This window comes from Sandaracinaceae bacterium, from assembly GCA_020633055.1.
In the GTDB taxonomy this organism is placed as follows: domain Bacteria; phylum Myxococcota_A; class Polyangia; order Polyangiales; family Houyiibacteriaceae; genus JADJJE01.
The window spans coordinates 33,888-60,593 of record JACKEJ010000014.1 but is presented as its reverse complement, the minus strand read 5'-3'; the positions used below and the strand labels follow the sequence as shown (position 1 = coordinate 60,593).

Sequence of the window (26,706 nt, the reverse complement as noted above, 5' to 3'; positions counted from 1 at the left end):
CTCAGTTCTGCACGGAGGAGAGCTCACCCACCAAGCGGTATACCGCGCCCAGACCACCCGTGTCGTCGTCCATGAAGCCGACCACGCCCTCGAGGACGGACTCGACGTCGGTCGCGGTGAACTCCACCTCGCCACCGGCCATGCACATGGGCTCGTCGGTCACCGTCGCGACGTCGCTGAACACATCCGCCATGGTGCAGATTGGCAGCTCGCGGCTGGGCAGCGGCCCCTCGGAGATGGCGTCCCTCACGATGCGCAGGATGACCCCGTCCCGGTCCCCCGCGAGCAGCTCGTCCAGCGTCCCGACGAAGTCGCGCCCGTCGTTGCGCAGCTGCCCGCTGACCGTGCCCACGTACCGGAACAGGGCGCTGAGGTCACTGTCCGGCAGCTCGCTGCTCAGCGCTGCGGCGAGGATCTGCATCAGCGGTCCGTATGCCTCCGTGTCGGGCGACGAGAGGCTCGGCGTGAGCAGCTCGGTGACCCACGCTTCGAGCCGCGGACCCTCCTCGGTGGACTCGAGCGAGCTGGCCAACCGGACGACGGTCGCGAAGTCGCGGTCGAGCAGAAGGTTCACCGCGCTGCTCTGCGCTTCGCCGACGTAGCAGAGGTACTGGGCGTGTGGCAGGTCGGCCGCGTCGCGCACCACCTCGAGCCCCACCTGCATGAGCGGCAGGAGGTTCGGGTTGTTCAGGCGACGTCGCGGCCCCTCCATGCGCGTCGTCGTGATGCCGCTCAGGACGTAGTCGAGCATGTGGTCCAGCTCGGGCTTGGCGCCGCGCTGGTTGATGCGGTTCACCATCACGCGCAGCGGGAGCATCGTCTCGCGCAGCATGGAGGTGCTGGGACGGCCGCCGCTGCGGGTCTGGACCACGCGTGTCTCGGTGACCCGCTCGAGGGTGTCGACCACGACGTCGGCCATGGTCTGGCTGGGGTTGTCGCTGGCGGGCACGGTCACCATCAGCTCCAGCGTGTCCAGCAGCTTGTCCGCGCCGCCGCTGTGGATGAACTCACTGATGACCGGGAGGAGCTGCCGGATGACGCTCTCTGTGTTCGGGTCGTTGTCCTCGTCCAGCAGCGTCTCCTCGTGCAGGAATTTGAGGAGGTTCACCAACAGGCGCAGCTGCCCGCGATCGTCGAAGAGCTTGGCCAGCGGGATGAGCGCGTCGAGGGAGCCGCTCTCGGCCAGCCCCTGGAGCGACTCCAGCTCGTTCAGCACGGCCTGCCCGTTGGAGCAGCCGATGGCGTTGAGCGCGCCGTTCGCGACGGCGTTGGCCACGCACTGGATCCAGGAGAGCGGGTTCCACCACTGGAACTCGCACGAGTTCGCGAACACGCCATCAATCACACCGAGCACATTGATGACCTGGCAGACCGTGCTCGGATCCTGGGCCACCAAGAGGTCGAGGATCTGGTACGCCACGGTGCCCCCGAAGAGGTTGCCGCAGTCGGCTGTGTACAACAGCTCCACCACCTGCTCGAGGATGCTGCGGTTGTCCGTGCCCGTGTTGACGGCCCCGGTCCACCGCGGCTGGTCGTAGTCCACGCGCCGGCTCGTCGCGAGGTTGGGGTCCTGTGCGCTGCAGGTGTTGGACTTGTCGAGGTCGATGTAGTCGATCATCCACGCCACCCGCTCGAGGAAGTCGGGCTGCTCGGCGCGCACCTCCACCAGCACGTCGAGCAGCACACGCGCGGTGCTCTGCCCGCTGGTGTTGCTGGAGTCCAGCACGTCCTCGATCAGCGGCACGAGCTCCATGCCGAGGTCGATCAGGGCAGGGTCCGTGATGCTGATGCTGGTCTGCGTGTCCACGCGGTGGATGAGGTCACCGACCGCCACGAACAGATCCTCGGCGAGCACGGGGTTGTCCGTGACCAGCACGGACAGGGTGTCCAGCAGCGCCTTCGGGCGATCCAGCTTCGCGATCTCCGTCACCATGAACGCGATGTCGGCGAGGGGGTTGTCGGCGGACGGGTACGCGCGGCACGTGTCCGTCCCGTCGCTGCAGGGCACCTGCCCGCCGAGCACCGCCGCGGCAACACCGTTCAGGTCGTGATGCAGGTCCGCCTCGAGGAGACCGCGCGCGATCTGGACGGCGGCCGCCAGCCCCGTGCGCTTGGCGTCGTAGTATTCGTAGATGAGCTCACCGTCCGCGTCGATGGCGCGCCCGTAGCTGTCTCGTCCGGCGCCGGCAGCGTTCGCCAACGCCGGGAGGTCGATCGGGGTCCCGCTCGCGTCGATGGGCTCGCCCTCCGCGTTCACGTCGGCGTCGCCGTCATGGTCCAGATCGACGAAGGGTCCCAGCAACGCTCCCCCCATCTCGCGCACCCGCGGGTTGCCGTGCGCATCCACGCGCGGAACCCACGCGGCGGCGCCCGTCCCCGGGCCGAAGGTGAAGCCCTGCTGGGTCAGCAGCGTGTCCTCGAGGGGCCCGATCGTCAGGCCCTGGCACATGCTCGTGTCGTCGCTGGTGTCCGCCAAGCGGCGCTCGGCGATGTAGAGCAGCGCGTCCAGGGTGTAGTCGATTCCGTCGTCGTGCGCCGCGAACTCGGCCAGGTCGTGAATGCGCGCCGTCAGCTCGGGGTCGGCCAGCAGCCGGCTGACCAACTCGATGGCCATCGACCCCTCGAGCACGGTGCGCGTGTCCTGCAGCGACATGGCCGACTGGATGGTCAGCCGCTCGGGGTCGAACTCGTCGCTGATGAGCAGGGCCAGCGCGCGGGCGACGGCGTCGGTCATGCGCGGCAGGTCGCCGCTGTCGATGACGGGCTGCAGGACCTCACCCAGGATCTCGGGCAGCTCCTGAACGACCTCTCCGTCGACCAAGTAGTCGAACGTCGTGACGAAGTCCTCGTGGTGGGCCGTGAGCTGAGCGACGTACGTCTCGGGGCAGGTCGGTGACTCCTGCAAGTTGGCCAGGAGGATCTGGTAGACCAGCTCGCCCAGGCTCTTGGGCGTGCCTGTCCGTGGGTCGCGGAAGTCGGGCGACGCAGGGGAACAGCTGGAGAGGAGCGCAGTGGCCAACGCCAAGGCCAGCGCCGAGAGGGCGAAAGAACGAATCCGCAACATGACTACCTGAGGTGGCGGGGGGCGCGGGTCAGCGTAACGAATGGAAAAAGGTTCCACCACCGTAGGTTACGAGGTCGAGGGTGGGTCGGTGACGCCCGTGGGCGTCGGCGCTCAGCCGCGTTCGCCAATGCGGATGCGGGGGTCCAACGCCGCCACCGCGACATCGGCCAGCAAGTTTCCGAGCTGCACCAGCACGCCGAACATGAGCACCGTCGCCATGATGATGGGCACGTCGAGCTTGTTGATGGCCTCGATGGTGAGCATGCCGAGCCCAGGCCAGTTGAAGATCTTCTCGGTGATGATGGCCCCCCCCACGAGTCCCGGCAGCGACAGCCCGAGCAGCGTCACGATCGGGATCAGCGCGTTCCGCAGCGCGTGCCGCACGACGACTACGCGCGGCGCCAGCCCCTTGGCGCGCGCGGTGCGTACGTAGTCCATGCGGAGCGTCTCGACCAGCTCGCCCCGCAGGATCCGCGCGTAGGTCGCCGCACCACCGACCGCGAGGATCATCGCGGGCAGCAGACCGTGCCGCACGTGGTCCCAGAAGCCGACGCCGTAGCCGCCCATGGGGAACCACCCCAGCAGGAAGGCCAACACGAAGAGGGCGATGGGCCCGGTGACGAACGTGGGCACGCTGATGCCCGCGAACGTGAGCACCATGATGCCCGTGTCGGCCCACGTGTTCCGGCGTAGGGCGGCCACGATACCCGCCGTGATGCCGAACAGCAGCTCGAACAGCATGGCCATCACGCCCAGCAGCAGCGTGCGGGGCATGCGGTGCGCGATGACGGCCGCGACATCTTCCCGGTGGGTGTAGCTGGTCCCGAGCGAGCCCTGGAGCAAACCGCAGCGCCCGCGCCCGTCTCGGTAGTCCGGGGAGTCTCGGCGCACGCACGCAGACACCCCCAGGTACGACCCGAATTGTGCGAGCGTCGGCTGGTCCAGCCCTTTGATGCGTCGGAAGTCGCGGCGCGCCTCGGCCGAAGCGCGCGGCCCGAGCGCCACCGCAGCTGGGTCGCCAGCGACGTGGACCAGCAGGAAGACGGTGGACACCACGGTGGACAACACGAAGAGCGCCCACAGCAGCCGCTTCATCAGGTAGCGCGTCATCGCGAGGTGCCCTCCGTATAGCGGCTGTCGGGGACGCGCTCACGCGGCAGGTCGAGCCACACGTTGCGGTAGTCGTTGGACCACACCGGGTGCGGTCGGTAGTTCATCACGTAGGGCTGCCACAGCTCGGCGCCGAGGTCGTTGCTGAGGAATGCCCAGGGCGCGTCGGCCGAGACGATCTCGTTGGCCTGCCGATACAGCGCGAGCCGGCGCTCGTGGTCTGGTTCACCCCGCGCCTGGTCGAGCAGCGCGTCCAGCTCCGGGTTGCGGTAGAACGAGCGGTTCTCGCTGGCGGTGGGGTGGATGTTCTGGCTGTGGAAGAGGATCTCGAGGAAGTTGCTCGGGTCTGGGAAATCCATGTTCCAAGCGGACGGGAACAGCTGCGCCTGCCCAGGCTTGCCCGTCTCTTCCAAGTACACGGAGAACGCGACCTGACGGTACTCGACGTGGATGCCGATGCGCTCGAGGTTGGCGCCCCACAGCTGCGCCGCCACCAGCGATCCCTGCCCCTCGCCGATCCATGCCGTGACCGGCTCTGCGATGCCATCGGGATACCCCGCCAGGCGCATCTCCTCACGGGCGCGCTCCAAGTCGAGGTGTTGCAGCGAGGGGAGCTCGGGGTCGTACCCCGGGATCATCGGGGGCAGGATCTGCCCCGCCGGGAGGGCGCGGCCTTGGTACATGACGCGCATCGCGTCGCGGTCGATGGCGGCCGCCACGGCGCGCCGCACGTGGACGTTGTCGAACGGCGCCATGCCGGTGTTCATGCACAGACCACGGATCGTCGCCTCCGGCTCCTCGGCCATGTACGGGGCCCACGCAGGCGCGTGCTTGAAGAACAGGTAGTGTACGGCGGGCAGGCTGCTGAGCACGTCGAGGTCCCCATTGCTGAAGCGCCCGACCGCGGTCTCGCCCGCCAGCTGCTCGATCATCACCATGCGGTCCGGGTTGGCGCGGTTCGGCTCCCAGTAGCGTGTGTTGCGCGTGAACGTGAGCTGCACGCCTCGCTCCCAAGCCTCGAACACGAATGGACCCGTGCCCACGGGGTTGCGCTCGACGGCGCCCGGGTCGCCCGCCGCGATGTAGTGCTCGTAGTTCTCGTGGGGCACCGGATACGCGAACACCATGGCGAGCGCATTGAGGAACGTCTGATCGGGCTGGTCGAGCGTGAACGCCACCTCGTAGCGCCCGCGCACCTCGATGCCCGCCACGTGTGGCGCGCGCCCGGCGCGGTAGTCCTCGAACCCTCGCAGCCGCGCGAAGAAGCTCACCCCCGGCGACCCCGTCTCGGGGTGCAGCAGCCGCTCGAGGCTCCAGCGGACGTCTTCGGCCACCAACTCCCGCGGACCGTCGAAGATGGGGCTCTCGTGGAAGTACACGCCCTCGCGCAGGTGGAACGTGAAGGTGCGCCCGTCCTCGCTGACCGCGGGCATGGCCGTGGCCAGGCTGGGCACCATCTGGCCTTGCTCGTCGTAGTCGAGCAGCCCGTCGAACACGAGCCGGATGCCCATGTACGAATTGGCGTCGTAGGCGATGTGGGGATCGAGCGAGTGCACGTCCGACCCCGCGCCGAACACGAACGTGCCGCCCGAGCGCGGTGTCGTGTTCCCCGCCCCGACGTAGCGCGGCCCCTGGGGCCTGTCCGGGAGGCGTGAGAGAGCGAAGCCCGCGCCTCCGAGCGCGACGAACGCGAGGATCGCGCCGGGGATCAGGCGCCCCGGTGGACGCGCGCGCGCTCCGTCACTCCTTGGGGTCGAAGGCATCGCGCAGCCCCTCCCCGAACAGGTTGAAACCGAACACTGCCGTGGCGATGAGCGCGGCGGGCACCAGCAGAAGATGTGGCGAGGCGATCTTCAGGCTCTCGCTCTCGCTCAGCATGGAGCCCCAGCTGGCGGTGGGCGGCCGTACGCCCAGGCCGAGGAAGCTGAGCGCGCTCTCTGCGATGATCATGCGTGCCACCATGAGGGTCGCGAGCGCGATGATGGGGCCTGCGATGTTCGGCAGGATGTGCCGCACCAGAATGCGCGCGTGCGAGATCCCGAGCGCCTGCGCCGCCTGGACGTACTCCTGACTGCGTGCCTCCATGGTCTTGGCCCGGGTGACGCGCGCCAGGGTGGTCCACGACAGGCCACCGAGGATGACACACAGCACCATCAGCGGCGCGAGCGTGCCCTCCACGACCCACACCTTCTGCAGCACGATGGCGATCAGCAGGAAGGGCATGCACAGGACGAGGTCCACGAAGCGCATCGACACCAAGTCGAGCCACCCCTGGAAGTAGCCCGAGAGGAGCCCCACGGCGACGCCGATCAGGAGCGCGAGGCCCGTCGCGAGGTACGCCACCGCCATCGACACGGACGCGCCGTGGAGCAAGCGGCTGAGCTCGTCCCGACCCAACGGGCCATCACCGCCGAGCGGGTGCCCAGCCACCTCGAAGGGCCCCCGCGGAAGGCCCGTGTCCGTGTCGATCAGCGCGTCACGGAACTGTTCGGCGGGGTCGTGGGGGGCGAGGAAAGGACCGAGGAGGCCCGTGAGGGTGATGGCGGTGACCAGCGCAGCCCCCACGAGCGCGCCCTTGTTCCGCCTGAATCGTCGCCACGCACGGGGGTCCATCGGGTTCGCTGACGAGTATCCCGGTCGCGTCCGGGGGTCAATCCCAGAAGGCGAGCGACGGTGGGAGGTCGTCCGCCTTGTCGCACACCAAGCGCCGGGAACGGCAGGGGGGCGACGGGCGCTGCATGGGGCCGTCTCGCGCGGGATCGGGGTCGAACGTGAGAGATCGGCCTCGGTGGAACAACGACGCGATCATCAGCGAGAGCATGAGATCGATATTTTTATCGTTCAGCCCATCGTCGCCCCGCGGTCGCTGCGACCAAAAGTCAATAATTTCAGCTCGATCTGATCGCATCCCCTAGGGTCAAGAAATCTGATGAAAATAGTTGACCACATTCTCTTGAAAGGAATACATTCGAGCGCCTTCAACGAGATGACTACTCTCACCCGATACGACCGAGCCCGACGCGGGCAGACCTCCGCAGACGCGGACTCGAGCTTCTCCGAAGCGGAGCTCGACGACGTGGAGCAGAGTCACCCGACGGGGATGAACGTTCAGCAGATCGTGGACGTGTTCGCGTCGCAGGGGCGCGGCATCACGGAGGCCACCTTCCGCAAGTACGTCCAGCTCGGGCTGCTCCCGCGCAGCGTGCGGGTCGGTCGTGAGGGCAAGGCGCGCGGTAGCCAGGGGCTCTACCCGGCCACGGCCGTGCGCCAGATCGACCACATCCGGCGCTTGATGCGCCAGGGCTACACCATCGAGGAGATCCAGAAGGAGTTCCTCTTCGTGCGCGGCGACATCGAGGCGCTGACCCGCCAGATGAACCGCGTCTACGAGGCCATCGAGCGCGCCCTCGAGGAGCGCGTGGCCGCCGGCGAGGACCACACGAGCTCACGGGAGGCGCTGACCCGCGCCAGCCGGTTGGGGACGGAGTGGGTGTCCGAGATCGAGGCCATCGAGGCGCGCCTGACGATGCGGGCGCGCATGGCGAGAGCAGCAGTTTGACCCACCGCGGGGCGATGCGGCGGGTTCGAAGGAGCAACGACGATGAGTGAAGCAGCGATCAAGCAAGTGGAGGGCCTCCTGGCCCTCGCGGGTGAGGCGGAGGGCGACAAGCCGTCTCTTTCGGGCGCGGTGCGTCACCTGGCCGTGGGCGGCGCCGTGGCGCCAGGTCTGGGCGACACGGGCCTCGACGAGGACGCGGGCGACGACCTCGACGGCGACATCGACGGTGAGGACGGCGACCGTCCGGGTCGTCGGCGTCGTCGCAACCGGACGCGAGCGCGCACCATCAGCATCCGGCGGCTCAGCAAGGCGGAGCTCAACCGCGGCCGCATGCTCTACCCCGAAGAGGACTACTGGCGGCCCAAGACGCGCACCGAGTGCGTCGACATGGAGCGCCCGTGCCCCTTCGTGTCGTGCAAGTACCACCTGTACATCGACGTCCACCCCGTGCGTGGCAGCATCAAGCTCAACTTCCCGGACGTGGACGTGTGGGAGATGACCGAGACGTGCTCGCTGGACATCGCGGACCGCGGCGGCATCACGCTCGAGGAGGTCGGTGAGATCATGAACCTGACGCGCGAGCGCGTGCGCCAGGTGGAGACCACCGGGCTCGCCAAGCTCGAGGCGGTCAAGGACATCGAGCGGCTCAAGGACTACGTCTTCTGAGCCGTCACGCGGGGTGCCCGTGACGTCTCCTCGCGCCTTGCCGCGTACGCTGCTCCTCGCGGGCGGGGTCGGCGGGATGCTGGCGCTCTCGGGTCCCCCGCTGCCGCAGCACGCGCTCGCCGCGTTGCCGGCGTTCTTCTTCTCGCCGCTGCTCCTTACGCTCATTCGCGAGCAACGCCCCACGCGCGCCGCCCTGACGGGTCTCTGCGCGGGAATCGGGTTCGGCCTCTGGGCGCTGCGCTTCGCGCTGGACGTGCTGGCGCGCTTCGCGGGGTTCGGGCCCGCCCTCGCGTGGCCCACGTTCCTGCTGCTGGTCGTGCTGCAGGCGCTGCCCCTGGCCCTCGCCCTGGGCCTCGCGCGCCTGGCCGATACCCCACACTCCTCACGGCTGCACCTCACGCTGCCCCTCGCGCTCGCCGGGAGCTTCGGGGTGGTGCCCATGTTGTTCCCGTGGCACCTCGGGCACTTCACGCTGCCATGGCTCGGCTGGGCGCAGGTCGCCGAGCTCGGCGGGCTGCCCCTGGTGGACCTGCTCACCGCGATGGTGGGTTGCTGTGGGCTCGTGGCGCTGCAGTCTCGCTCACGTCGGCTGGGGGCGCTCACCGCGATGTGGGTGGTCGGGATGGCCACGTTCGGGCACCTGCGCCTCTCGGCGGTGAGCGCAGGTCGCTCGACCGCCCCCCAGCTCCCAGTCGGCTTGGTGCAGCCAAACATCACGGTCGCCGAAGTGCGTGCAGGGCTGTCCCCCGCAGCGCGTCTCGCGATCCTCGAGCGACTCAGCGCCGAGGCCGACGCCCAGGGGGCCGAGCTGACGCTGTGGCCCGAAGCCGCCTATCCGCTGCGCGTGTCGCGCGACGCGCTGGAGCAACGCCACCCGAGCGCGCTCGCGGGGCTCGCCGCTTGGAGGGGCCAGGGCGTCGACGCGCAGCGCCCCCCGTCCGACGTGCGACCTGGTGGTCAGGACGACACGCGGGCGATCGGAGGCCTCGGCTCGGGGGAGTCAGCGGAGGCGGCCAGGGTGGGCGCCCGTGGCCGCGCCCCGAGGGTGCTGGGCGCGATGACCGGCACGGGACCCTGCACACGCTGGAACTCGTTGGTGGTCGTGGACGGCGCGGGTGCACCCATGGCCCACGTCGACAAGCGCGAGCTGTTTCCGTTCGCCGAGTGGATCCCGTTGTGGGCGTGGTCGGAGGGTCTGCAGGCACGCTTCCCCTGCGGGAGCGAGCAGGTGGGCACAGGAGAGCCCGTCGTCGACGTCGCCGGGGCGCGCGTCGGGCTGCTCAACTGCCACGAGGACGTGCGCCCGGGCCGCGCGCGGGAGGCGACGCTCGCCGGGGCGCGGGTGCTGCTCAACTTCTCCAACGACGCGTGGTTCGGGGCTTCCGTGCAGCCCGAGCTGCACCGCATCGTCGCCCGCTTCCGGGCCATCGAGACCCGCCGCGACTTGGTGCGGGTCGTGAACACCGGCCGCAGCGGCCACATCGCAGCGACGGGCGAGGAGCGGGTGGTCCTGACGCGTCATCAGGCGCAGGCGACGGTGGTGCGGGCTCGGCTCCTCGCGCACGAGACGCTCTCGGTGCGGCTCGGCGACTGGGTCCCCCCGCTCGCACTCGTGCTGCTGGTGGCGTGCGTGGCGGAGCGCGTGGGTCTGGCGCGCCGTCGCTTGGCGCGGCAAAGTCACGACACGGCTTGAAGCTGGGCGGCGAGCGGCCCTATGAGCGACGCGCGGCGCCCGGGCGCCGGGAAACGGAACACTGGCATCATGGCGAAGCGCGAAGACATGTGGGGACGACTGGACGAGCCGATGGACGTGCTCGTCATCGGCGGCGGCATCACCGGGGCAGGCATCGCGCGGGACGCCGCGCGGCGCGGCCTCAAGGTCGCGGTCGTGGAGCAACGTGACCTCGCGTTCGGCACGAGCTCACGCTCCAGCAAGCTGGTGCACGGCGGGCTGCGCTACCTCGAGAGCTACGAGTTCAGCCTGGTGTTCGAGTCGGTCAGCGAGCGGCGCGTGCTGATGGATCTGGCGCCACACCTGGTGAACCCCCTCGGCTTCCTGTTCCCCGTGTTCAAGGGCGCGCGGCAGAGCCTCTTCGTCATCAACGCGGGCATGTGGCTCTACGACGGCCTGTCCCTGTTCCGCTCGCCCAAGATCCACCGCAAGCTGAAGCCCAAGGAGGTCGCCGAGATCGAGCCCGCCGTGAAGCAGGACGGGCTGAAGGGCGCGCCGCTGTACTACGACTGCTCCACGGACGACGCCCGGCTCACGGTGGAGACGGCGCTCGACGCCGTCGCCCACGGCGCGGTGGTGGCCACGTACGCGCGGGTCGAGTCGTTCCTCAAGGACGAGAACGGGCGCATTCAGGGCGCCGTCGTGAAGTGCCAGACCACAGGGCAGCTCAAGGAGGTGCGGGCGAGCGTGGTGGTCAACGCCACGGGGCCCTGGACGGACAAGACCATGGCCATGAGCGGCACCCGCAAGGGGCACCTGCTGCGACCGACCAAGGGTGTCCACATCGTCGTCGAGTACGACAAGCTGCCCATCCACCACGCGGTGGTGTGCTTCCACCCGACCGACGAGCGCGTGCTCTTCGCCCTGCCGTGGGGCGACCGCACGTACGTCGGCACGACCGACACCGACTACCAGGGTGACGAAGCCGAGGTCGCCGCGACGCTCGAGGACGTCGACTACCTGATCGAGGCCAGCAACTCGTACTTCCCGGACCACACCATCGAGCGCGACGACGTCATCGCCACGTGGGCCGGGCTGCGCCCGTTGATCGCCCCACCGTCGGCCGACGGCGACGGGGACGCCGAGGGCGGAGGAGAGGTCAGCGAGTCCAAGGTCAGCCGCGAGCACCAGATCCTCGTGGGGCAGGACGGACTGATCACCATCGCCGGCGGCAAGCTCACCACCTACCGCAAGATGGCTGGCGAGCTGGTCGATACCGCCGTGGACCTCCTGCGTCTGATGGGCAAGCTGCCGGGCAAGCTCACCGCGAGCGAGACCGACAAGCACCCGCTGCCCGGCGGCGTGGGTTGGCCAGCCGACGACGACCACGCGAAGGTGACCGCGCTGGTGGTCCAAGCCGCGCGCGGCACGCTCGGCGCGGACACCGCGCGCTTCCTGGCGGACACGTACGGCATGCGCGCGCTGGAGCTGGCGAAGCGCTGCGCCGCCGACGCCGCCCAGGCCCAGCCCCTGGTGGCGGGCCGGCACGAGCTGCTGGCCCAGGTGGATTGGGCCATCGACGAGGAGCTGGCGCACTCACTGAGCGACGTGCTCACCCGGCGCACGCAGCTGTTCTACAAGGACCTCGACCAGGGGCTCGGCTGCGCCGAGGCGGTGGCGGCGCACATGGCCGCTCGCCTCGGCTGGGACGAGGCGCGGACGGAGGCCGAGCTGGCCGGCTACCGCGCGGACGTCGCTCGCTCGCGCGCGTGGCGCGAAGCGGTCTGAGCGGTCGCGGCGTTCGACTACAGTTGCTGCTAGCGCTGGGCGATGGTGACGCGCCCGTCGCGCATCATGATGACGCCGCCCTCGCCGGCGCAGTCCCAGCACGTGCTCCACTTGAGCGCGTTCGGTGTCCCCGGGCTGTAGGCCACGATGACGGGCGGGGTCTCCCCCTCGAACACGAAGCTGGCGCCGTGCACCAGCGTTCCATCAGGCATGGGGTGCGCGACGACGATCAGCGACGCGCCGGCGCCTGCGCCGGAGAACACCCACACGTGCTCGCCCTCCGTCGGGCTCCAGCGTAGGAGGCCCGTGATGGGACGCCAGCCGGCCAGGTCTTCCTCGGTCTTGTGGCCCCGCTCGAGCACCTCACCGGCGGCGCTCGCGCCCGTCCCTACGAAGCCTTCGGCGAAGCGCGCGACCTCCGGCATCTGACGCAAGTACCCGGCCAGGGTGTCGCTGTCGGCCTCGACCAACTCGTGGAGGGCATGGGGGTCATGGCTCGGGTAGCGCAGGTCGGGGGCCTCACCCCCGCAGCAGCGGAAGCCAATTCGCAGGCTGGGCGCGCTCGGGTCGACCACGTGGCGCGCGCCGCAGCGGTGCTGTGCGTCGTCGGCCTCGCTCGACGCCCCCCTCACCATCCACGTGGCGGCGTCGGCCCGCAGTGCCCGCGGGGCCGTCGTCGCGGTCCACTCGCTGACGCCCACGCCAAGGGCCGAGACCCCCACGGGGGACGTGCAGCCCACGTAGGCGTCACCGCATGTGTTCGGCTGAAGCGTGGCACCGGTCACGAAGTCGTCCGCCCGGTCCCCCTTGCAGGCGCGCTCCCACTCGAGCTCGTCGCACAGGCGCTGCCCACGCTCTTCGCAGAGTGCTTGGGCCTGCGGGCGCGACACTTGTGTCCGCGCGGGCTGAGCGGGGTCGTTGGGGTAGGGCAGGCGGTCGATCGTGAACGCCGGGATCTCCACCGGGACCAGGTCCGCCTCGCGCAGAGGGCTGCGGTGCTGGAGACCCGGCCGGCTGCCCACCAGCAGCGTTCCCGCGGGGACGCTCACGCGCTCGCCCGCCACGGGTGGGTCGAAGCGGGGGCGCTCCGCGGTGTTGCTCGCGGGCTCGCGCTCGGGAGCGCTGTGGGTCGCTTCGGTTGGATCGGACTCGGTGGTCGCCGCCCGCTCGGGCGTGGCCGGTGTCACGGTTCGTGCACCCGCGGTGGGTGCCGCGACCTCTTCCCGCGCGTCGGCGTCACCGCATCCGACGGTCGCCCCAGCGGGGCTTGCGAGCAGCAGCAAGAGCGACAGAGAGCGGAGCAGACGCATGGGCGGAGACTATCTGCCGCGTCCCCATGGTCCACTTTTCCGGGTGCGCTGCGCGCTCGTGCAGCGCGCGCCGCTGGGACCAGCCCGGCGCGCGCGCCGTGGTACCGCTTGCACGCGGGCGCAGCCTTGCGTATGACCCCTGCGTCGGAGCGGCTCGGGTGATCGTCGGTGTCGTTCGCATGTCCTGCATGCGGGCGCCACGGGAGGAAAGTCCGAGCTCCGCAGGGCAGAATGCCAGGTAACGCCTGGTGGGGGCGACCCCGAGGACAGTGCCACAGAGAGAAGACCGCCACGACGCGCGGCGCCTCCACGGAGGGGTCGGGCCTCGGGGTAAGGGTGAAAGGGTGCGGTAAGAGCGCACCGGGCCGGCGGTAACGTCGGTCGCTAGGTAAACCCCATTCGGAGCAAGACCAAATAGGGAAGCGTTCGAGGGCTGCCCGCCTGATGCTTCCGGGTAGTGTCGCTCGAGGCGTGCGGTGACGTACGCCCTAGATGAATGACCACCACCCACGCGCCGGCGACGGACGTGGGAACAGAACTCGGCTTACGAGCTCTCCGACCGGCACCCCCGCTCTGCGGGGGTGTCGCTTTTTCGTGCGTCACGCGTCGAGCAAGGCACCGCCCCCGCGTCGCGCTCAGTCGTTGGGCGCGCCGTTCTCGATCCACATGCGGATGTCGTCCAGCTTGTCCATGTCGAGCGCTCCGCCACCGGAGATCGGGTTGACGGGCATGCGGAAGCCCTCGATGGTCGGGTCGCCGATGAGCTTCAGCCAGAGGTAGCTGTTGGCGAGGTTGCCCGGATCGATCAGCGGCCGGCCCATTGGGTCCTGAGCGCTCGGCATCATCAAACGTTCGTACAGCCCACTGCCCATGAGCGTGAGATCCTCCTCCGGGTCGACGTCGTCGTGGCATCCCGCGCAGTTGGCCTCGATCAGCGGGCGGATACGCGTGGCGAACCCCGTGCCCGACCCTTCGACCGCGAGCCCATCCAACAAGGCGGGGTTCTGGGCGTAGGAACAGCCGTTGTAGTCGATTGGGTCGAACAGGTTGATGGTGCGCACCGCCGGGTCGAGCCCCTCGACGAAGCAGAAGAGCGCGAGCATCTCCGGCACGGAGAACGGCTCGTTGGCGAGCGGCATGCGTGATCCGGGCACGGCCTCACCCTCCATGTGCCCTCGCAGACGCCCGATGAGGTAGCTGGTCTCTGGGTCTCCGGCGGTCAGCATCGACACTGGCCCACGCCGTTCGCCCATGACGTTCGGTCGCGCGCCATAGGTTCCATTGCGGTTCAGGTCCCCCTGCTCGATGCCCGAGGTCATGAAGCTCTGCACCGCGTTGGCCAGGTACTCGGGCACCTCGGCGACCACGTGGTGTCCGTCTTCGAAGACGTGGTAGCGCTGCTCGTAGCGGAAGTACGTGAGGTCTTCCACCGTGTTGCCGGCTCGCACGAACGTCCGTACGAAGCGTCCCGACGTGTAGCGCCCCTCGTACGAGGTGGCGACGGGGTCCGCGAAGTGCAGGTGCAGACCAGGCATGTCGGGGCCCACCTCCGACGTTCCGTCGCTCGGGGGCGGGACGTATTCCACCCAGCCGATCTCCACCTCGCGGTCGTCGTCGAAGGTGAACCTGTCGCCCGTGCGCTCGCAGCGATCGAACACGCCCTCGGGCGTCCCCGACTGGACGTTGCAGGGCGCGCCGATGGTGGCCGCGAAGTTCGCGGGCGTGTGGAGGTCCGGGTACTCCTTCTCGTTGTGGCACACGCCGTTGATCGGACCGCAGCTGCGGATGATGACCTCCGCCTGCAGCTCGCTGCCCGTGGGGAGCTCTCGTTGGGCCTCCAGCACCGCGGCTTCGCTGCCGGTGTAGGGGGTGACGGTGCGCGTGGGTCCGAAGAACGGTGCGCCGCTGTCCGGACCCCACTCGAGACCGGGCGGAGCCTCGCCCGGATCGGCGTGTTGGAAACCGCCTCCCTGGCAACCGAGGACGGGCGCCACCAAGAGCACGACGGCGGCGAGACGTGGCTTCTGCATGGTTCCGTGCCTCATCCGAAGAGCCCCGGGACGACCTCGTCGGCCGGGAAGAACACGGACGGGTCGCACTCGAGTCCGTCCAAGAGGGTGTTGAGCATGCTGCGGTACGAATACACGGTGCCTTGCGCGCGCAGCTCGTTGCGCTCTGTCGTGGCTCCCACGACGCGGCCGCCGGGCACGGGGCCACCGAAGAACGGCATGGACATCCACCGCGTGGAGTTGTCCCCCGTGTGGTCCGAGCCTCGCGCGGAGTTGAAGCGGTCGCCGCGCGCGGTGCGCGAGAACTCGCTCCCGTAGACGACGAGAGTGTGGTCCCAGTACGTTCCGCCGTCCGGGTGGGACATGCGCGGGAGGACGTTGATCAGGGCCGAGGTCAGCTGATTCAGTGCCTCGATCGAACCTGGGAGACGGTCCTGCTCGCCCGAGTGGTAGTCGTAGCCCCCTTGGTCCAGGTACACCGCGGGGCAGCCGAAGTGGAACAGACGAAGGGCCAGCCGCATCTCACGGGCGGTCGAGCTGTCTCCGAACAGCATCGCGAGCTCGGTGTTGGACACGCCATCCACGATGTCTGCCGAGGCGCGGTCGGTGGCCAGCAGCGGGTCCGCGAAGATCTGCGAGTACGCCGCCGTCGCGGCGCGCGACTGGACGTATGCGTCCACCCGGTCGCGTTGGCGCAGGTGCTGACGATCGCGCATCCGCGCGTCCGTGGCGGTCACCATGGGCCGACCCCACTCCGGGATGCTCCCGGATGCAGTGGCGGCGAAGCGATCGAACGACCCGCCGCTGAGCACGGGCGGGCGGTGGGGTGCGTACTCGCCGAGGCCCCGGGCCATGGCGGCGCCGCCCATGACGAACGGCGGCAGCAGCACACGCCCCTCGGCCAACGCGTCGGCGTAGCGGTCGGCCAGCCCAAGGTTGATGCGCGTGAAGAAGCCCGCCGAGCCGTTCACGTACCCGGTGTAGTAGCGCTCGAGGCCCGTGGTGTGGTTTCCGTCGGCGTATCCGGCCAGGGGCTCGTGGTCGACCGTAGGCATGACCGTGATGCGGTCCGCCAGCTGGTGGACGGCCTGCATGCCCGCCGCCGTCCGGTTCGCGTCGAGCCAGCCAGCCCGCTGGAGCAGCGAGCTGACGCCCCACTGCACACCGTCGGGGACGCCCGAGGCCGTGCCGAACGGGTTGTAGGCTCCCGAGACGTCCGCGTTGAACGCGGTCGGGAAGCGGAAGCCTCCCGACAGACGCACGTACAGCAGGTGCTTGATCGTTCCTCGCCCGCCGGACTGCGCGACGGCGCGGTTCGGGATGAACAAGTGCGGCATGGAGCTGGCAGCGAGGCCTGCGGCGCCGACTTTCAGGAAGCCCCGCCGGCTGAGGCCGAGGCTGTGCTGGGATGCTGTTGGCTTGCGTCGCGTCATGACCACCTCAGTAGAAGAGCATCTCGCCGCTGGAGAGGAGCGCGTAGCAGAGCACCCGGGCAAAGGTCTCGGCGTCGCATGGTTGGGGCACGCAGGCTGCGCCGCCGACGCGCGCCATGTCGCGCTCCTCGGTGCTGGCTGGCCGGCCGAAGTAGGTGCGCACCTGGTACTCGACCACCTCCTCGGCGACGGTGTCGTCCAGCGCGCGGTTGGCCGCGATGGTCTCGGGGAGGATGCGCGCCGACTCGACCGCGCTCGTGGACGCACCGCCGGGGTTGCACATCTCGGCCACGAACGACTCCTGTGTGGCGGTGTTCAGGATGCTGATGGTCTGGAAGCGTGTCGTGACCTGGTTGTCGGGGCAGCCGCCCAACGTGCGGGCGACGTTTCGATAGCGCTCGTCCACGACGCCCTCGTCGTTGAACGTCCACTCCGAATTGGCGAGGACGTCGATGCCATAGACACCTGCCTGCATGAAGTCACGGGTGCTGGGCAGGCGCCTGTCGCAGCGGCCGATGTCGCTGCTTCCGAACCGGCTCAGCGTGTCGAGCCACACCTGGGAGTCCACTTGCTTGAGGGCGCCGTAGGTCCACGCGGGCGGGTTCAGGTCGTCCCCGCACACGTCGTCCGGGCACGTCGTCGACTGCCGGTAGAGCTGCGACGTGGCGACGACGTAGTGGATGCTGCGGATGTCCCCGCCGTGAGCGAAGAGGTACTCGACGAGGGGCTGCAGCACGGAAGGAGCGTAGAAAGAGAGGTTGTACCCGAGGTATTGCTCGAGGACGTCCGCCACGGCGTACTCCCACGCTTCGCTGCGAACGGAGAGGATGCGGCCTGGTGTCTGCAGCACGCGCCACTCGGCCTCGGTGAGGTTCTCGGACCACGTGCGACCGTCGATGGCGCGGAAGTCCGGCTCGATGATCACCTGGTTGTAGCCCCAGAGGAGGCTCGTGCACTGCCCCTGTGTGTTCGGGTCGATCTCGCCCCGCTCGTCCACGCAGGCGTGCTGGATGAACGCGTCCGGCAGGCGCAGGCCCAGCTGTGGGTGGTCCACGTAGTGGTTGTTCCAGAGCCGGTAGAGCTTGGCCATGTCGGCGCGCTCGTTGTCGAAAGGCGGCCGACCCAGGAAGAGCGTGAACAGCGCCTCGGCCCGGTCGCCCGCGTTGTCGAAGCGGCGCGTGAGCACGGGGTGCGCGCTCATCACCTCGACCAGCTCGTCATAGCGGATCAGCCCTCGGTAGGCTTTGCCCACGGTCTCGTCGGCGTCGAAGATCCGCTCGAAGTTCACGCTGATGTTGTCGTAGCGGAGGCGGTCGGACCAGCGCAGCTGGTTGACCCTCACGAACTCGTCGCTCGCAATGAGCCGCAGCGCGACCTCGTCCGCGGGCCGTCCCAGACAGCTGCGCTCGATCTCGAAGAGGGTGGGGAAGTAGCCCGCAAGGTCCACGTACATGCGCCGGCAAGCCTCGTGCTCGTCCACCGGGCGCGTGTCGAGCCCTGCGCCCCACAGGTGTGGGCACATCGCCTCGTCGAGGGGGTTGTTGAAGGTCTGGGCCGCGCAGTGCGCCTGGCACTCGGTGCCACATGCGCGCCAGTCCGCGATTTCACCCATTGGGAGCGACCGTGCCGCGTAGTCGGCGCCCACGCCTCCCGCAAACGTGTCGTTCAGCGGGGTGCTACGTCCGACGAACTCTCCGGGACCGCGCGCGGGGGTCGCGGCGTTGAAGCCATCGCTCCCGGCACATGAAACGAGGAGCGAGCTGCAGAAGGCGGCCAGCGTCGTGAGCGCAGGACGACCAGGGAGGCAGCGTACGCTGCGATGCGGAGAGGAGGCCATGCGTGCTCCTTTGGGGCGGCCGCTGGGGGTGGGGGTGACGGCTGGGTTACCGTGCCACTAGACAGACTAGAGAGGTCCTGCCGGTTTCGCAATACGTGTCGGCGAGCCAACAGATTGGGTATGCTCGCCGGATGAGCTCCCCCTTCGCGCCTTCCTCCATACGCGCTCGCGCAATTTCGGACACGACCGAGCGACGCTGGACGCTGCTCCTGGCAGTCCTCCTCGGCCTGTGGGGCTCGTCGCTCGCGCCCACGGCTGCTGCCCAAGACGACGGTGGGGGCGACGAGGCAGGCGATCGACCCGCGCCTCGTGCGCGACGTGCCGCGGTCGAGGAGGACGCGCCGAACGCGTTCATCCTGGAGGGCGCCATGCGCGTCGACGTCCAGCGCTACGACCGCTACGACCGCGCCAACCGCCAGGTGCTCGACGAGAGCACGTCCGCCCGCGCCCTCGGGGGGTCGCTGTACCTCGGGCTCATGTTCGGCCTCCGCGACAACCTGAGGCTGGGCGGGGGCTTCGGCTGGGGGGGCGCCCTAGAGGTCGACCCCGATCAAGGGGACACGGTGGGCCTGGGTCAGCTGCTCTTGCTGGACGTGCGCTTGGACATCCTCCTCCCCGTGAAGCACGGCATCTCCGTGCTCCTGACGCCGCGCGTCGGAGCGTCCATCATCGCTCCCGGCGAGGATCTGCGTCAGCTCATCAACCAGAGCCGCGGTCAGGGCTTCAACACATGGCGGGGTCCGCGGCTGGGGATCCTCGCGGGCGCCGACGCAGGCGTCCGCTGGGAAGCCGCGAGCTGGTTCGCGTTGCGCGGCACGCTGGGCTACGCGTGGTCGTGGTCCCCCCTGCTGCGCTCCTCGGCCTCTTCGGAGTTCGCGAAGTCCGAGCGCGACCGAACGCTCACGACGCACCGCTTGCGCATCGCCATCGGCGCCGAGGTGACTTTCTGATGCGCCTCTGCGGCACCGCCGGCCATCGGTGGATTCGGGTCGTCCTCGGCGCTGGGGCGCTCCTCACAGGTGCGTGCACGCCCGCGCTCGGCGAGTGCGACGAAGGCGTGGGCGAGCGGCTGGTCGTGGACGGTGAGGGGCGGATCATGTACGCCGGCCAGGCGCTCCTCAACGGCTCGTGCGGCGCAGGGCGTTGCCACAGCGAGTCCGCCGAGGGGGACGACCGCGTGGGAGTCCCCTTGGGCTTCGACCTCGCGCTGCCCGTAGGCACGGTGAACCCGCTGGGGCGCCCAGAGGCGGACTTCCTGGAGCGGCTCGGCGCGAACTACAGCACGGTGACCGGACATCGCAGCGACATCTGGCGCGAGGTCCACCGCGGGACGATGCCCCCCTACGACGAGAACGTCGGCGGGGACGCCCCGGGAGGCTACCGGTACGTCGAGTTCGAGCTCGGACGCTGCAGCTTCGGCGGCGCCCTCGAAGCGGTCGATACGTCCGCCGGGCGGACCGCGCTGCGCTCCTGGCTGGCGTGTGGCGCGCCCGTGGTCGAGGCCTCCGACCCCGCGCTCGCGCGCATCGAGGAGGGGGCCATCGGGCTGCGCACGCCCGTCTGCGAGGACGACTCCAACGGCACAGGGGACCTCTTCACGCGCGTGTTCGACGACGTCTTGGCGCGGAGCTGCGTCATCGGCTGTCACACCTCGGGCGGGACCAACCCCGAGCTCGACCTCTCCACTCCAGCCCTCGCCTACATGGCGCTGACGACGCAGGACCCCACCATCGACGACGAGTGCGACGTGACCATCGCGAACGCCATGGTCGACACGGCGGACGCGTCGCGATCGTATCTCCTGCACAAGCTGGGCGACATCACCATCCCAGAGACCGAGCGCGTCATCTGCGGCAAGGTCATGCCCAGCGGCCAGCCCTACCTCACGCGCGGCACGGCCTCGGTCCGCGCGTGGATCGAGGCGGGGGCGCCGCCGCCTGCGCCGTGATCCGCGTCCCGTTTCATTCGTTGTTCTTCTGGTGAAATCCCCTTGAAATGACCGCGAAACAAACGGGCAGCAGTCGGGAACATGTGACCTCCGAGTGGCGGTGAGAAAGCTTGCGTGGGGGCTCGATGGACTCTAGTTTGCACAGCATGGACGCAGCGCCAGGGTTCGACGAAATGCTCGGTGGAGGGGACGCGGTGCGCGCGCCGTACGAAGGCTACAAGGCCTGGTTCGACGGGGAGGAGAACGCGCGTCTGCTCCAGCGCTCGCTCGACGCGGAGGCCATGTTCCGGCGGACCGGAATCACCTTTAATGTGTACGGTGACGAGGATGCTGCGGAGCGCCTCATCCCGTTTGACATCATCCCGCGCATCATCGCCGACCGTGAGTGGAGCCGCCTCTCGCGTGGCATCGAGCAGCGCGTGCGCGCCATCAACGCGTTCCTGCACGACATCTATCATCGCCAGGAGATCCTCCGGGCGGGGCGCATCCCAGCGCGCCTCATCCAGCAGAACGACGCGTTCCTGCCGGAGATGGTGGGCGCCACGCCCCCGGCGAACGTCTACACGCACATCGTCGGCGTCGACATCGTGCGCACGGGCGAGGACGAGTTCTTCGTGCTCGAGGACAACGCCCGCACGCCCTCGGGCGTGTCCTACATGCTCGAGAACCGCGAGACGATGCTGCGGATGTTCCCGGAGCTCTTCGCGCGGCAGAAGGTGCGTCCGGTGGGAGACTACCCCAAGCACCTGCGACGCTCGTTGGCGGCCTGCGCGCCGGCCGGCTGCAAGGGGCGGCCTGTGGTCGCGGTGCTCACGCCGGGCATTCACAACTCGGCCTACTTCGAGCATTCGTTCCTGGCGGACCAGATGGGCGCGGAGCTCGTCGAGGGGCACGACCTGCGCGTCGTCGACGGACGCGTCGCCATGCGCACCACGCGCGGTTACCAGCCCATCGACGTCCTCTACAGGCGCGTGGACGACGCCTTCCTGGATCCGCTCACCTTCCGCGCCGACTCGGTCATCGGCGTGTCGGGCATCATGGACGTGTATCGGGCTGGCGGCATCACCATCGCGAACGCGCCAGGCACCGGCATCGCCGACGACAAGGCCATCTACTCCTACATGCCGGACATCGTCGAGTTCTACACGGGCGAACAAGCCATCCTCAAGAACGTGCCCACCTGGCGCTGCTCGGAGCCCCAGTCGCTCACGTACGTGCTCGAGCACCTCGCCGAGCTGGTGGTCAAGGAAGTGCACGGCTCGGGTGGCTACGGCATGCTCGTCGGCCCCGCGGCCAGCCGCAAGGAGCTCGCGTCTTTCGGCGCGAAGCTGCGCGCCAACCCGGGGAACTACATCGCGCAGCCCACGCTGTCGCTCTCGACGGTGCCCATCCTCAAGCGCTCGGGTCTCGCGCCGAGGCACGTCGACTTGCGCCCCTTCGTCCTCATGTCGCCGAACAAGATCTACATCACCCCGGGCGGGCTCACGCGCGTCGCGCTCAAGAAGGGCTCGCTGGTCGTGAACTCGAGCCAGGGCGGCGGGACCAAAGACACCTGGGTGCTGGAGGAATAGGGCGGATGCTTGGCAAGACAGCTGGAGGCTTGTTCTGGATGTTCCGCTACTTGGAACGCGCCGAGAACACAGCGCGCCTGGTCGACGCAGGCCTGCGCATCGCGCTCACCCGCTCCTCCGCGGAGGAGGACGAGTGGGCGTCCATCGTGGCCACCTCGGGGGTGCGCGACGCCTATCTCGAGCGCCACCAGGCCTATGACGCGGACAGCGTGGTGGATTTCCTGCTTCGCGACCGCGAGAACCCCTCGAGCGTGCTGTCCACCATGGAGGGCGCGCGCACCAACGCGCGGCTGGTGCGTACGGCGTTGACGCGCGAGGTCTGGGAGGCCACGAACGAGGGTTGGATGACCCTGCGTGACCTGCTGTCGCAGCGCCCGGCCAGCCGCGACCTGCCGCGCATCCTCGACGTCATCCGGCAGCAGACCGCCCTGGTGCGCGGGACCATGCACGGCACCATGCTGCGCAACGACATCTACGACTTCGCGCGCATCGGCACCTACCTCGAGAGGGCGGATAACACCGCGCGCATCCTCGACGTGAAGTACTACGTGCTCCTGCCGTCCGCCGCGCAGGTCGGCTCGTCGCTGGACAACGTGCAGTGGGAGACCATCCTCCGCTGTGTTTCGGCGCAGCGTGCGTACCACTGGCTCAACCAGGGCGACGTGAACCCTCAGAGCATCGCCGACTTCCTCATCCTCGACCGGCGCATGCCGCGCTCCCTCGCGTTCTGCTACGACCGCCTGGCGGACAACCTCGGCCTGCTCGCCGACGAGTACCAGCAGGAGTTCGCGAGCCTCACCGCGGCACAACACACCCGCAAGAAGCTCAAGGGTCAGCGCATCGAGGCCATCATCGAGGCCGGCCTGCACGAGTTCATCGAGCGCTTCATCGAGCTCAACAACGCCCTCGGGCTGCAGATCGAGCACGACTTCCGCTTCTACGAGTAACGCGATGCGCCTCACCATCTCCCACACCACGCTGTACACGTACGACGCGCCCGTCCGCTACGGGCTCTCGCGCCTGCGCCTCACGCCAGGGAGCGACGCCACGCAGACCGTGCTGTCCTGGAAGACGGAGGTCGAGGGTGGGCAGAAGCAGGTCAGCTACTTCGACCACTTCCACAACAAGGTCGAGCTCGTCAGCCTACTGCCCGAAGCGCACGAGATTCGTGTGCGCAGCGAGGGGCAAGTCGACACCCGTGACTGCGCCGGAGTCGCTGGGGAGCACGCGGGCTTCGCGCCGCTGTGGCTCTTCTGTCGCGAGACGGACCTCACCGCCCCAGGGGCGCAGGTGTCGGACCTGGCCCGCTCCCTCGGCGACACGCGCAAGGACCCGCTGTCGTCGCTGCACGCGCTCTCGAGGGCCATCGGCGAGCGGGTCGCGTACCACAAGGGCGCGACGACGGCGGCCTCGTCCGTGGAGGACGTCCTGGCCGCAGGGAAGGGGGTTTGCCAGGACCACGCGCACGTCTTCGTCAGCGCGGCGCGCGTCCTCGGGTTGCCCGCGAGGTACGTCAGCGGCTACCTGATGATGGACGAGCAGGTGGACCAGGACGCCACGCACGCCTGGGGTGAGGCGTACGTCCAGGGGCTCGGGTGGGTCGGCTTCGACGTGTCCAACGAGGTCTGCCCGGACGAGCGCTACGTGCGGGTCGCGACGGGGCTCGACTACCAAGACGCCGCGCCCATCTCCGGGCTGCGCGTGGGGAGCGCTTCGGAGTCCATGGTCGTGGCCGTTCAGGTCAGCGAACAGTAGGTCGCGCCGCACTGGGCACGCGGCAGGGCCTGGCCACGGAGATTCCGTGCTCACAGCGCACGTCCCGCTCGCCCACGCGCCCCGATTTCGGGATATGCTACGCGCCTATGACTTACTGCGTTGGGCTCCGTATGAACCGCGGGCTCGTCTTCATGTCGGACACCCGCACGAACGCCGGCGTGGACAACATCTCGGTGTTCCGCAAGATGTTCACGTGGACCACGGAGGGAGAGCGCGTCATCACGCTGCTCACAGCGGGCAACCTCGCGACCACGCAGGCGCTGGTGAGCCTCCTGGACGAGCGCGCCAAGGCCCCGGCGGAGCGAAACCCCACCATCCTCGGCGCGCCCTCCATGTTCCAGGTGGCCCGCATCGTCGGGGAGACCCTGCGTGAGATCATCAGCGACGCGAGCGGCGGCGGGCAGCGGGCCGACTCGACCTTCTCCGCCACCGTGATCGTGGGCGGACAGATCGGCGACACCGAGCCGCGCCTCTTCATGGTCTACCCCGAGGGCAATTTCCTGGAGGCGTCGAACGACACCCCGTTCTTCCAGATCGGCGAGACCAAGTATGGGCGGCCGATCCTGATCCGCGCCTACGACCCCGCCATGAGCTTCGAGGACGCGATCAAGCTGCTGCTGGTCTCGTTCGACTCGACCATCAAGGCCAACCTCTCCGTGGGGATGCCTCTCGACGTGCAGGTCTACGAGCGCGACACGCTGCGGGTCGAGCGCCAGCTGCGCATCGGCCGAGACGCTCCCTACTTCCAGACGATCTCCCGAGGGTGGGGCGAGGCGCTGAAGCAGGCGTTCTTGTCACTGCCGAACTACGAGTTCCCCGAGATGGACGGGCCCCCGGACCTGGGGCACTGAGCCATCGGGGAAGGGTTGCCGCGGTCGCCACGCCGGACGGGCATCGAACGCGGCAGCTCCGCAGGGCAGTTCAGCCCGGGCGCAATACTTGCCATTTGAGGGACCGCGCGATTAGATGAGGAAGAACGTAGATTTCTTTCCACCTAGGAGGCCCTCGCGTGAACGAGCTTGCACGCTACCTGGTCGAGAACGCCATCATCGACTTCAAAGGCGGCATCACGATTGATCAAGTCAGAGGGTTTCTCCGCACGGAAGACAGCCGCGAGTCTCGCGCGCTCTTGTCCAAGCTCATCGACGACGATGGGGTCGATGCGCTCATGTTGACCATCGCCGACTGCCTCAAGGACTTCATCCGCTCCGGCATCAACGAAGAGGTGGTGCGGGGGCAGCTCGCCTCCTACAGCCAGGCCTGAGCAGTCGCCCTGGTGGGCACGCGAGCGCGGCGATGGGGCGCTCGCAATCGTCGACCAGGCTGCTACCATCCCGCCGCCATGCAGTGGTCGAAACAAGGGTCGCACGCGTCGAATCACGAGAGCTCGTTGGGGCGAGGAGGGCGCCGATGGCTCGTCCGCCTCGCGGACGTCGCAGTCGTCGCGGCGCTGCTGGCCATGGCGGGGTGCGGAAGCGAGAGCGACGCGAGCGCCACGGAGGCCCGGCCAGTCACTCCAGCGGCCGGACCCGACCGGGCACCTGCGACGCCAGTGCAAGAGCTCGCAGGGGTCGACATCTCCGAGCTGGATGGTGCGGCGCGCCGGGTCTGGTGGTCGCAGGTCAGCGACCTCACCTCGCCCTGTGGCGAGCCCGTGAGCGTCGCCGAGTGCATCACCACCAACGTGGCGTGTCGCTCGTGCGTGCCCGCTGCGCGCTACCTCGCGCGCCTCGCCGCCGGGGGCCTCGAGCGCGACGAGCTGCGGGAGCACTTCCGCGTGCGCTACGGGGCCGACACGCGCGTCGAGATCGACCTCGACGATGCGCCCGTGCGGGGCGCCGTCATGGCGCCTGTGACCATCGTGGAGTTCAGCGACTTCGAGTGCCCGTTCTGTTCGCGAGCTCACCGGCCGCTCGGTCGTGCCGTCGAGGAGTTCCCCGGTCAGGTGCGCCTGGTGTTCCGGCACTATCCCCTCTCCATGCATCAGCATGCGGCCGCCGCCGCCGTGGCGGCCGAAGCCGCTGGCGCGCAGGGCAAGTTCTGGGAGATGCACGACCTGCTCTTCGAGAACCAGACGAACCTCGAGCCCACCGACATCGCCCGCTACGCGCAGTCGCTCGGGCTCGACATGGACCGCTTCCGCGCCGACTTCGAGGACGAGGCCCTGCGCGCGCGGGTGGACCGCTCGCGGGCCGAGGGACAGCGCATCGGCGTGAACAGCACGCCCACCATCTACGTGAACAACCGCGAGCTCCCCCCCGCTCAGCTGGACGAGCTGATCGACTATCTGCGCGAGGAGATCGCGGCGCGATGAACGGCCACGTGAATGTTCGCCGACGCGAGGCGTCCGAGGGCTTCATGCGACGCACCCTCGCGGCTTGTGCGATCGTGGCCTTCTCGGCGGCTTCGGTCTTTTTCCCCCTCGGACCACAGACGGCCCTCGCGCTGCGCGGCGGGCAGCGCGCCCCCGAGATCGGCCTGACCGACCTCGCCGGGCAGCGCGTGGACCTCGCCAGCCTGCGGGGCAAGGTGGTGCTGGTGGACTTCTGGGCCTCCTGGTGCGGGCCCTGCCGCGAAGAGTTGCCGGTGCTCGAGCGCTTCTACCAGACCTACCGCGAGCGAGGCCTGGTCGTGGTCGGCGTCAACGTCGATCAGGACGTGGCCAACATGACGCGTTTCCTGCAGCGGCAGCCGCTCACGTTCCCGGTCGTGCACGACGCGCAGCACGCGGTGGCCGAGCGCTATGGCCCCACCACCATGCCGTCGTCCTACCTCATCGATCGCGCCGGCGTGGTGCACAGCGTCCATCGCGGCTTTCGCGCAGCGGACGCGGCGCCCCTGGAGGCCGAGATTCGCGCTCTCCTCGAAGCGCAGTGACGCTTCTCGGGCCGCAGCGCCTTGCCGCCCCGCTGACCCTCTGATAAAGCGGCCCCGGTCGTGAGCGTCGCTCTCGAATCGAGGCA

Annotated in this window: 21 protein-coding genes and 1 other RNA gene; 14 read left to right on the top strand and 8 right to left on the bottom strand. The window is 69.1% G+C overall.

Annotated features, from left to right (window positions below; genetic code table 11):
* Window position 1: 1 nt before the first annotated feature.
* The 4 genes from H6726_29305 to H6726_29290 form a co-directional block, all read right to left on the bottom strand.
* Window positions 2–3,064, bottom strand: a complete 3,063-nt coding sequence (locus H6726_29305) for a hypothetical protein (protein MCB9661775.1) — start codon at window positions 3,062–3,064, stop codon at window positions 2–4.
* Window positions 3,065–3,175: 111 nt separating this feature from the next.
* The gene (locus H6726_29300; protein MCB9661774.1) at window positions 3,176–4,174 is read right to left on the bottom strand and encodes an ABC transporter permease; all 999 of its coding nucleotides are present in this window, start codon (window positions 4,172–4,174) and stop codon (window positions 3,176–3,178) included.
* Window positions 4,171–5,937 carry an ABC transporter substrate-binding protein gene (locus H6726_29295; GenBank protein MCB9661773.1) on the bottom strand — a complete coding sequence of 589 codons (1,767 nt, stop codon included), beginning with the start codon at window positions 5,935–5,937 and terminating at the stop codon, window positions 4,171–4,173. Before H6726_29295 ends, H6726_29300 begins: the two co-directional genes overlap by 4 nt.
* A complete protein-coding gene (locus H6726_29290) occupies window positions 5,915–6,787 on the bottom strand; it encodes an ABC transporter permease (GenBank protein ID MCB9661772.1) in 873 nt (290 codons plus the stop codon). The genes H6726_29295 and H6726_29290 overlap by 23 nt, the downstream gene beginning before the upstream one ends.
* A gap of 373 nt (window positions 6,788–7,160) precedes the next feature.
* Between H6726_29290 and H6726_29285 the strand changes: the two genes are divergently transcribed.
* The 4 genes from H6726_29285 (at window position 7,161) to glpD (ending at window position 11,859) form a co-directional block, all read left to right on the top strand.
* Window positions 7,161–7,733, top strand: coding sequence for a MerR family transcriptional regulator (locus H6726_29285; protein MCB9661771.1), 573 nt, complete (start codon window positions 7,161–7,163; stop codon window positions 7,731–7,733).
* A 330-nt stretch (window positions 7,734–8,063) separates the two neighbouring features.
* Entirely contained in the window at window positions 8,064–8,399 is a 336-nt protein-coding gene (locus H6726_29280) for a DNA-binding protein (protein ID MCB9661770.1), read from the top strand.
* 19 nt (window positions 8,400–8,418) lie between these two features.
* A complete protein-coding gene (gene lnt / locus H6726_29275) occupies window positions 8,419–10,092 on the top strand; it encodes an apolipoprotein N-acyltransferase (GenBank protein MCB9661769.1) in 1,674 nt (557 codons plus the stop codon).
* A gap of 69 nt (window positions 10,093–10,161) precedes the next feature.
* Window positions 10,162–11,859, top strand: a complete 1,698-nt coding sequence (gene glpD / locus H6726_29270; GenBank protein MCB9661768.1) for a glycerol-3-phosphate dehydrogenase — start codon at window positions 10,162–10,164, stop codon at window positions 11,857–11,859.
* Window positions 11,860–11,888: 29 nt separating this feature from the next.
* Here the strand turns inward: glpD and H6726_29265 are convergent, their stop codons facing one another.
* Window positions 11,889–13,169 carry a hypothetical protein gene (locus H6726_29265; GenBank protein MCB9661767.1) on the bottom strand — a complete coding sequence of 427 codons (1,281 nt, stop codon included), beginning with the start codon at window positions 13,167–13,169 and terminating at the stop codon, window positions 11,889–11,891.
* 145 nt (window positions 13,170–13,314) lie between these two features.
* Between H6726_29265 and rnpB the strand changes: the two genes are divergently transcribed.
* Window positions 13,315–13,731, top strand: an RNA gene (gene rnpB, locus H6726_29260) — RNase P RNA component class A.
* A 73-nt stretch (window positions 13,732–13,804) separates the two neighbouring features.
* Here the strand turns inward: rnpB and H6726_29255 are convergent.
* From H6726_29255 to H6726_29245, 3 genes are all read right to left on the bottom strand, one after another.
* The gene (locus H6726_29255; protein MCB9661766.1) at window positions 13,805–15,013 is read right to left on the bottom strand and encodes a hypothetical protein; all 1,209 of its coding nucleotides are present in this window, start codon (window positions 15,011–15,013) and stop codon (window positions 13,805–13,807) included.
* Window positions 15,014–15,210: 197 nt separating this feature from the next.
* Window positions 15,211–16,611, bottom strand: a complete 1,401-nt coding sequence (locus H6726_29250) for a DUF1501 domain-containing protein (GenBank protein ID MCB9661765.1) — start codon at window positions 16,609–16,611, stop codon at window positions 15,211–15,213.
* 7 nt (window positions 16,612–16,618) lie between these two features.
* Window positions 16,619–18,448 carry a hypothetical protein gene (locus H6726_29245; GenBank protein MCB9661764.1) on the bottom strand — a complete coding sequence of 610 codons (1,830 nt, stop codon included), beginning with the start codon at window positions 18,446–18,448 and terminating at the stop codon, window positions 16,619–16,621.
* A gap of 131 nt (window positions 18,449–18,579) precedes the next feature.
* On the opposite strand from H6726_29245, the gene H6726_29240 reads away from it, so the two are divergent.
* The 9 genes from H6726_29240 to H6726_29200 all read left to right on the top strand — a co-directional run bounded on the left by H6726_29240 (window position 18,580) and on the right by H6726_29200 (window position 26,620).
* Window positions 18,580–19,398 (top strand): hypothetical protein, encoded by an 819-nt coding sequence (locus H6726_29240; GenBank protein MCB9661763.1) that lies wholly within the window; start codon window positions 18,580–18,582, stop codon window positions 19,396–19,398.
* A complete protein-coding gene (locus tag H6726_29235) occupies window positions 19,398–20,396 on the top strand; it encodes a hypothetical protein (protein MCB9661762.1) in 999 nt (332 codons plus the stop codon). The genes H6726_29240 and H6726_29235 overlap by 1 nt, the downstream gene beginning before the upstream one ends.
* Window positions 20,397–20,542: 146 nt before the next feature.
* Window positions 20,543–21,967: a circularly permuted type 2 ATP-grasp protein gene (locus tag H6726_29230; GenBank protein MCB9661761.1), complete on the top strand. Its 1,425-nt coding sequence runs from the start codon at window positions 20,543–20,545 to the stop codon at window positions 21,965–21,967.
* A gap of 5 nt (window positions 21,968–21,972) precedes the next feature.
* The gene (locus H6726_29225; GenBank protein ID MCB9661760.1) at window positions 21,973–22,914 is read left to right on the top strand and encodes an alpha-E domain-containing protein; all 942 of its coding nucleotides are present in this window, start codon (window positions 21,973–21,975) and stop codon (window positions 22,912–22,914) included.
* A 4-nt stretch (window positions 22,915–22,918) separates the two neighbouring features.
* Complete coding sequence (locus H6726_29220; protein MCB9661759.1) at window positions 22,919–23,722, top strand: transglutaminase family protein; 804 nt, start codon at window positions 22,919–22,921, stop codon at window positions 23,720–23,722.
* A gap of 107 nt (window positions 23,723–23,829) precedes the next feature.
* Window positions 23,830–24,594 carry a proteasome-type protease gene (locus H6726_29215; GenBank protein MCB9661758.1) on the top strand — a complete coding sequence of 255 codons (765 nt, stop codon included), beginning with the start codon at window positions 23,830–23,832 and terminating at the stop codon, window positions 24,592–24,594.
* 158 nt (window positions 24,595–24,752) lie between these two features.
* A complete protein-coding gene (locus H6726_29210; protein ID MCB9661757.1) occupies window positions 24,753–25,007 on the top strand; it encodes a hypothetical protein in 255 nt (84 codons plus the stop codon).
* 78 nt (window positions 25,008–25,085) lie between these two features.
* The gene (locus H6726_29205; GenBank protein ID MCB9661756.1) at window positions 25,086–26,057 is read left to right on the top strand and encodes a thioredoxin domain-containing protein; all 972 of its coding nucleotides are present in this window, start codon (window positions 25,086–25,088) and stop codon (window positions 26,055–26,057) included.
* A gap of 44 nt (window positions 26,058–26,101) precedes the next feature.
* A complete protein-coding gene (locus H6726_29200; protein MCB9661755.1) occupies window positions 26,102–26,620 on the top strand; it encodes a TlpA family protein disulfide reductase in 519 nt (172 codons plus the stop codon).
* Window positions 26,621–26,706: the final 86 nt, after the last annotated feature.

Bases quoted from the DNA above. Each gene is read 5' to 3' on its own strand.
- H6726_29305 (MCB9661775.1), bottom strand. From the start codon at position 3,064: ATGTTGCGGATTCGTTCTTTCGCCCTCTCGGCGCTGGCCTTGGCGTTG.
- H6726_29300 (MCB9661774.1), bottom strand. From the start codon at position 4,174: ATGACGCGCTACCTGATGAAGCGGCTGCTGTGGGCGCTCTTCGTGTTG.
- H6726_29295 (MCB9661773.1), bottom strand. From the start codon at position 5,937: ATGCCTTCGACCCCAAGGAGTGACGGAGCGCGCGCGCGTCCACCGGGG.
- H6726_29290 (MCB9661772.1), bottom strand. From the start codon at position 6,787: ATGGACCCCCGTGCGTGGCGACGATTCAGGCGGAACAAGGGCGCGCTC.
- H6726_29285 (MCB9661771.1), top strand. From the start codon at position 7,161: ATGACTACTCTCACCCGATACGACCGAGCCCGACGCGGGCAGACCTCC.
- H6726_29280 (MCB9661770.1), top strand. From the start codon at position 8,064: ATGCTCTACCCCGAAGAGGACTACTGGCGGCCCAAGACGCGCACCGAG.
- glpD (MCB9661768.1), top strand. From the start codon at position 10,162: ATGGCGAAGCGCGAAGACATGTGGGGACGACTGGACGAGCCGATGGAC.
- H6726_29265 (MCB9661767.1), bottom strand. From the start codon at position 13,169: ATGCGTCTGCTCCGCTCTCTGTCGCTCTTGCTGCTGCTCGCAAGCCCC.
- H6726_29250 (MCB9661765.1), bottom strand. From the start codon at position 16,611: ATGACGCGACGCAAGCCAACAGCATCCCAGCACAGCCTCGGCCTCAGC.
- H6726_29245 (MCB9661764.1), bottom strand. From the start codon at position 18,448: ATGGCCTCCTCTCCGCATCGCAGCGTACGCTGCCTCCCTGGTCGTCCT.
- H6726_29240 (MCB9661763.1), top strand. From the start codon at position 18,580: ATGAGCTCCCCCTTCGCGCCTTCCTCCATACGCGCTCGCGCAATTTCG.
- H6726_29235 (MCB9661762.1), top strand. From the start codon at position 19,398: ATGCGCCTCTGCGGCACCGCCGGCCATCGGTGGATTCGGGTCGTCCTC.
- H6726_29230 (MCB9661761.1), top strand. From the start codon at position 20,543: ATGGACGCAGCGCCAGGGTTCGACGAAATGCTCGGTGGAGGGGACGCG.
- H6726_29225 (MCB9661760.1), top strand. From the start codon at position 21,973: ATGCTTGGCAAGACAGCTGGAGGCTTGTTCTGGATGTTCCGCTACTTG.
- H6726_29220 (MCB9661759.1), top strand. From the start codon at position 22,919: ATGCGCCTCACCATCTCCCACACCACGCTGTACACGTACGACGCGCCC.
- H6726_29215 (MCB9661758.1), top strand. From the start codon at position 23,830: ATGACTTACTGCGTTGGGCTCCGTATGAACCGCGGGCTCGTCTTCATG.
- H6726_29205 (MCB9661756.1), top strand. From the start codon at position 25,086: ATGCAGTGGTCGAAACAAGGGTCGCACGCGTCGAATCACGAGAGCTCG.
- H6726_29200 (MCB9661755.1), top strand. From the start codon at position 26,102: ATGCGACGCACCCTCGCGGCTTGTGCGATCGTGGCCTTCTCGGCGGCT.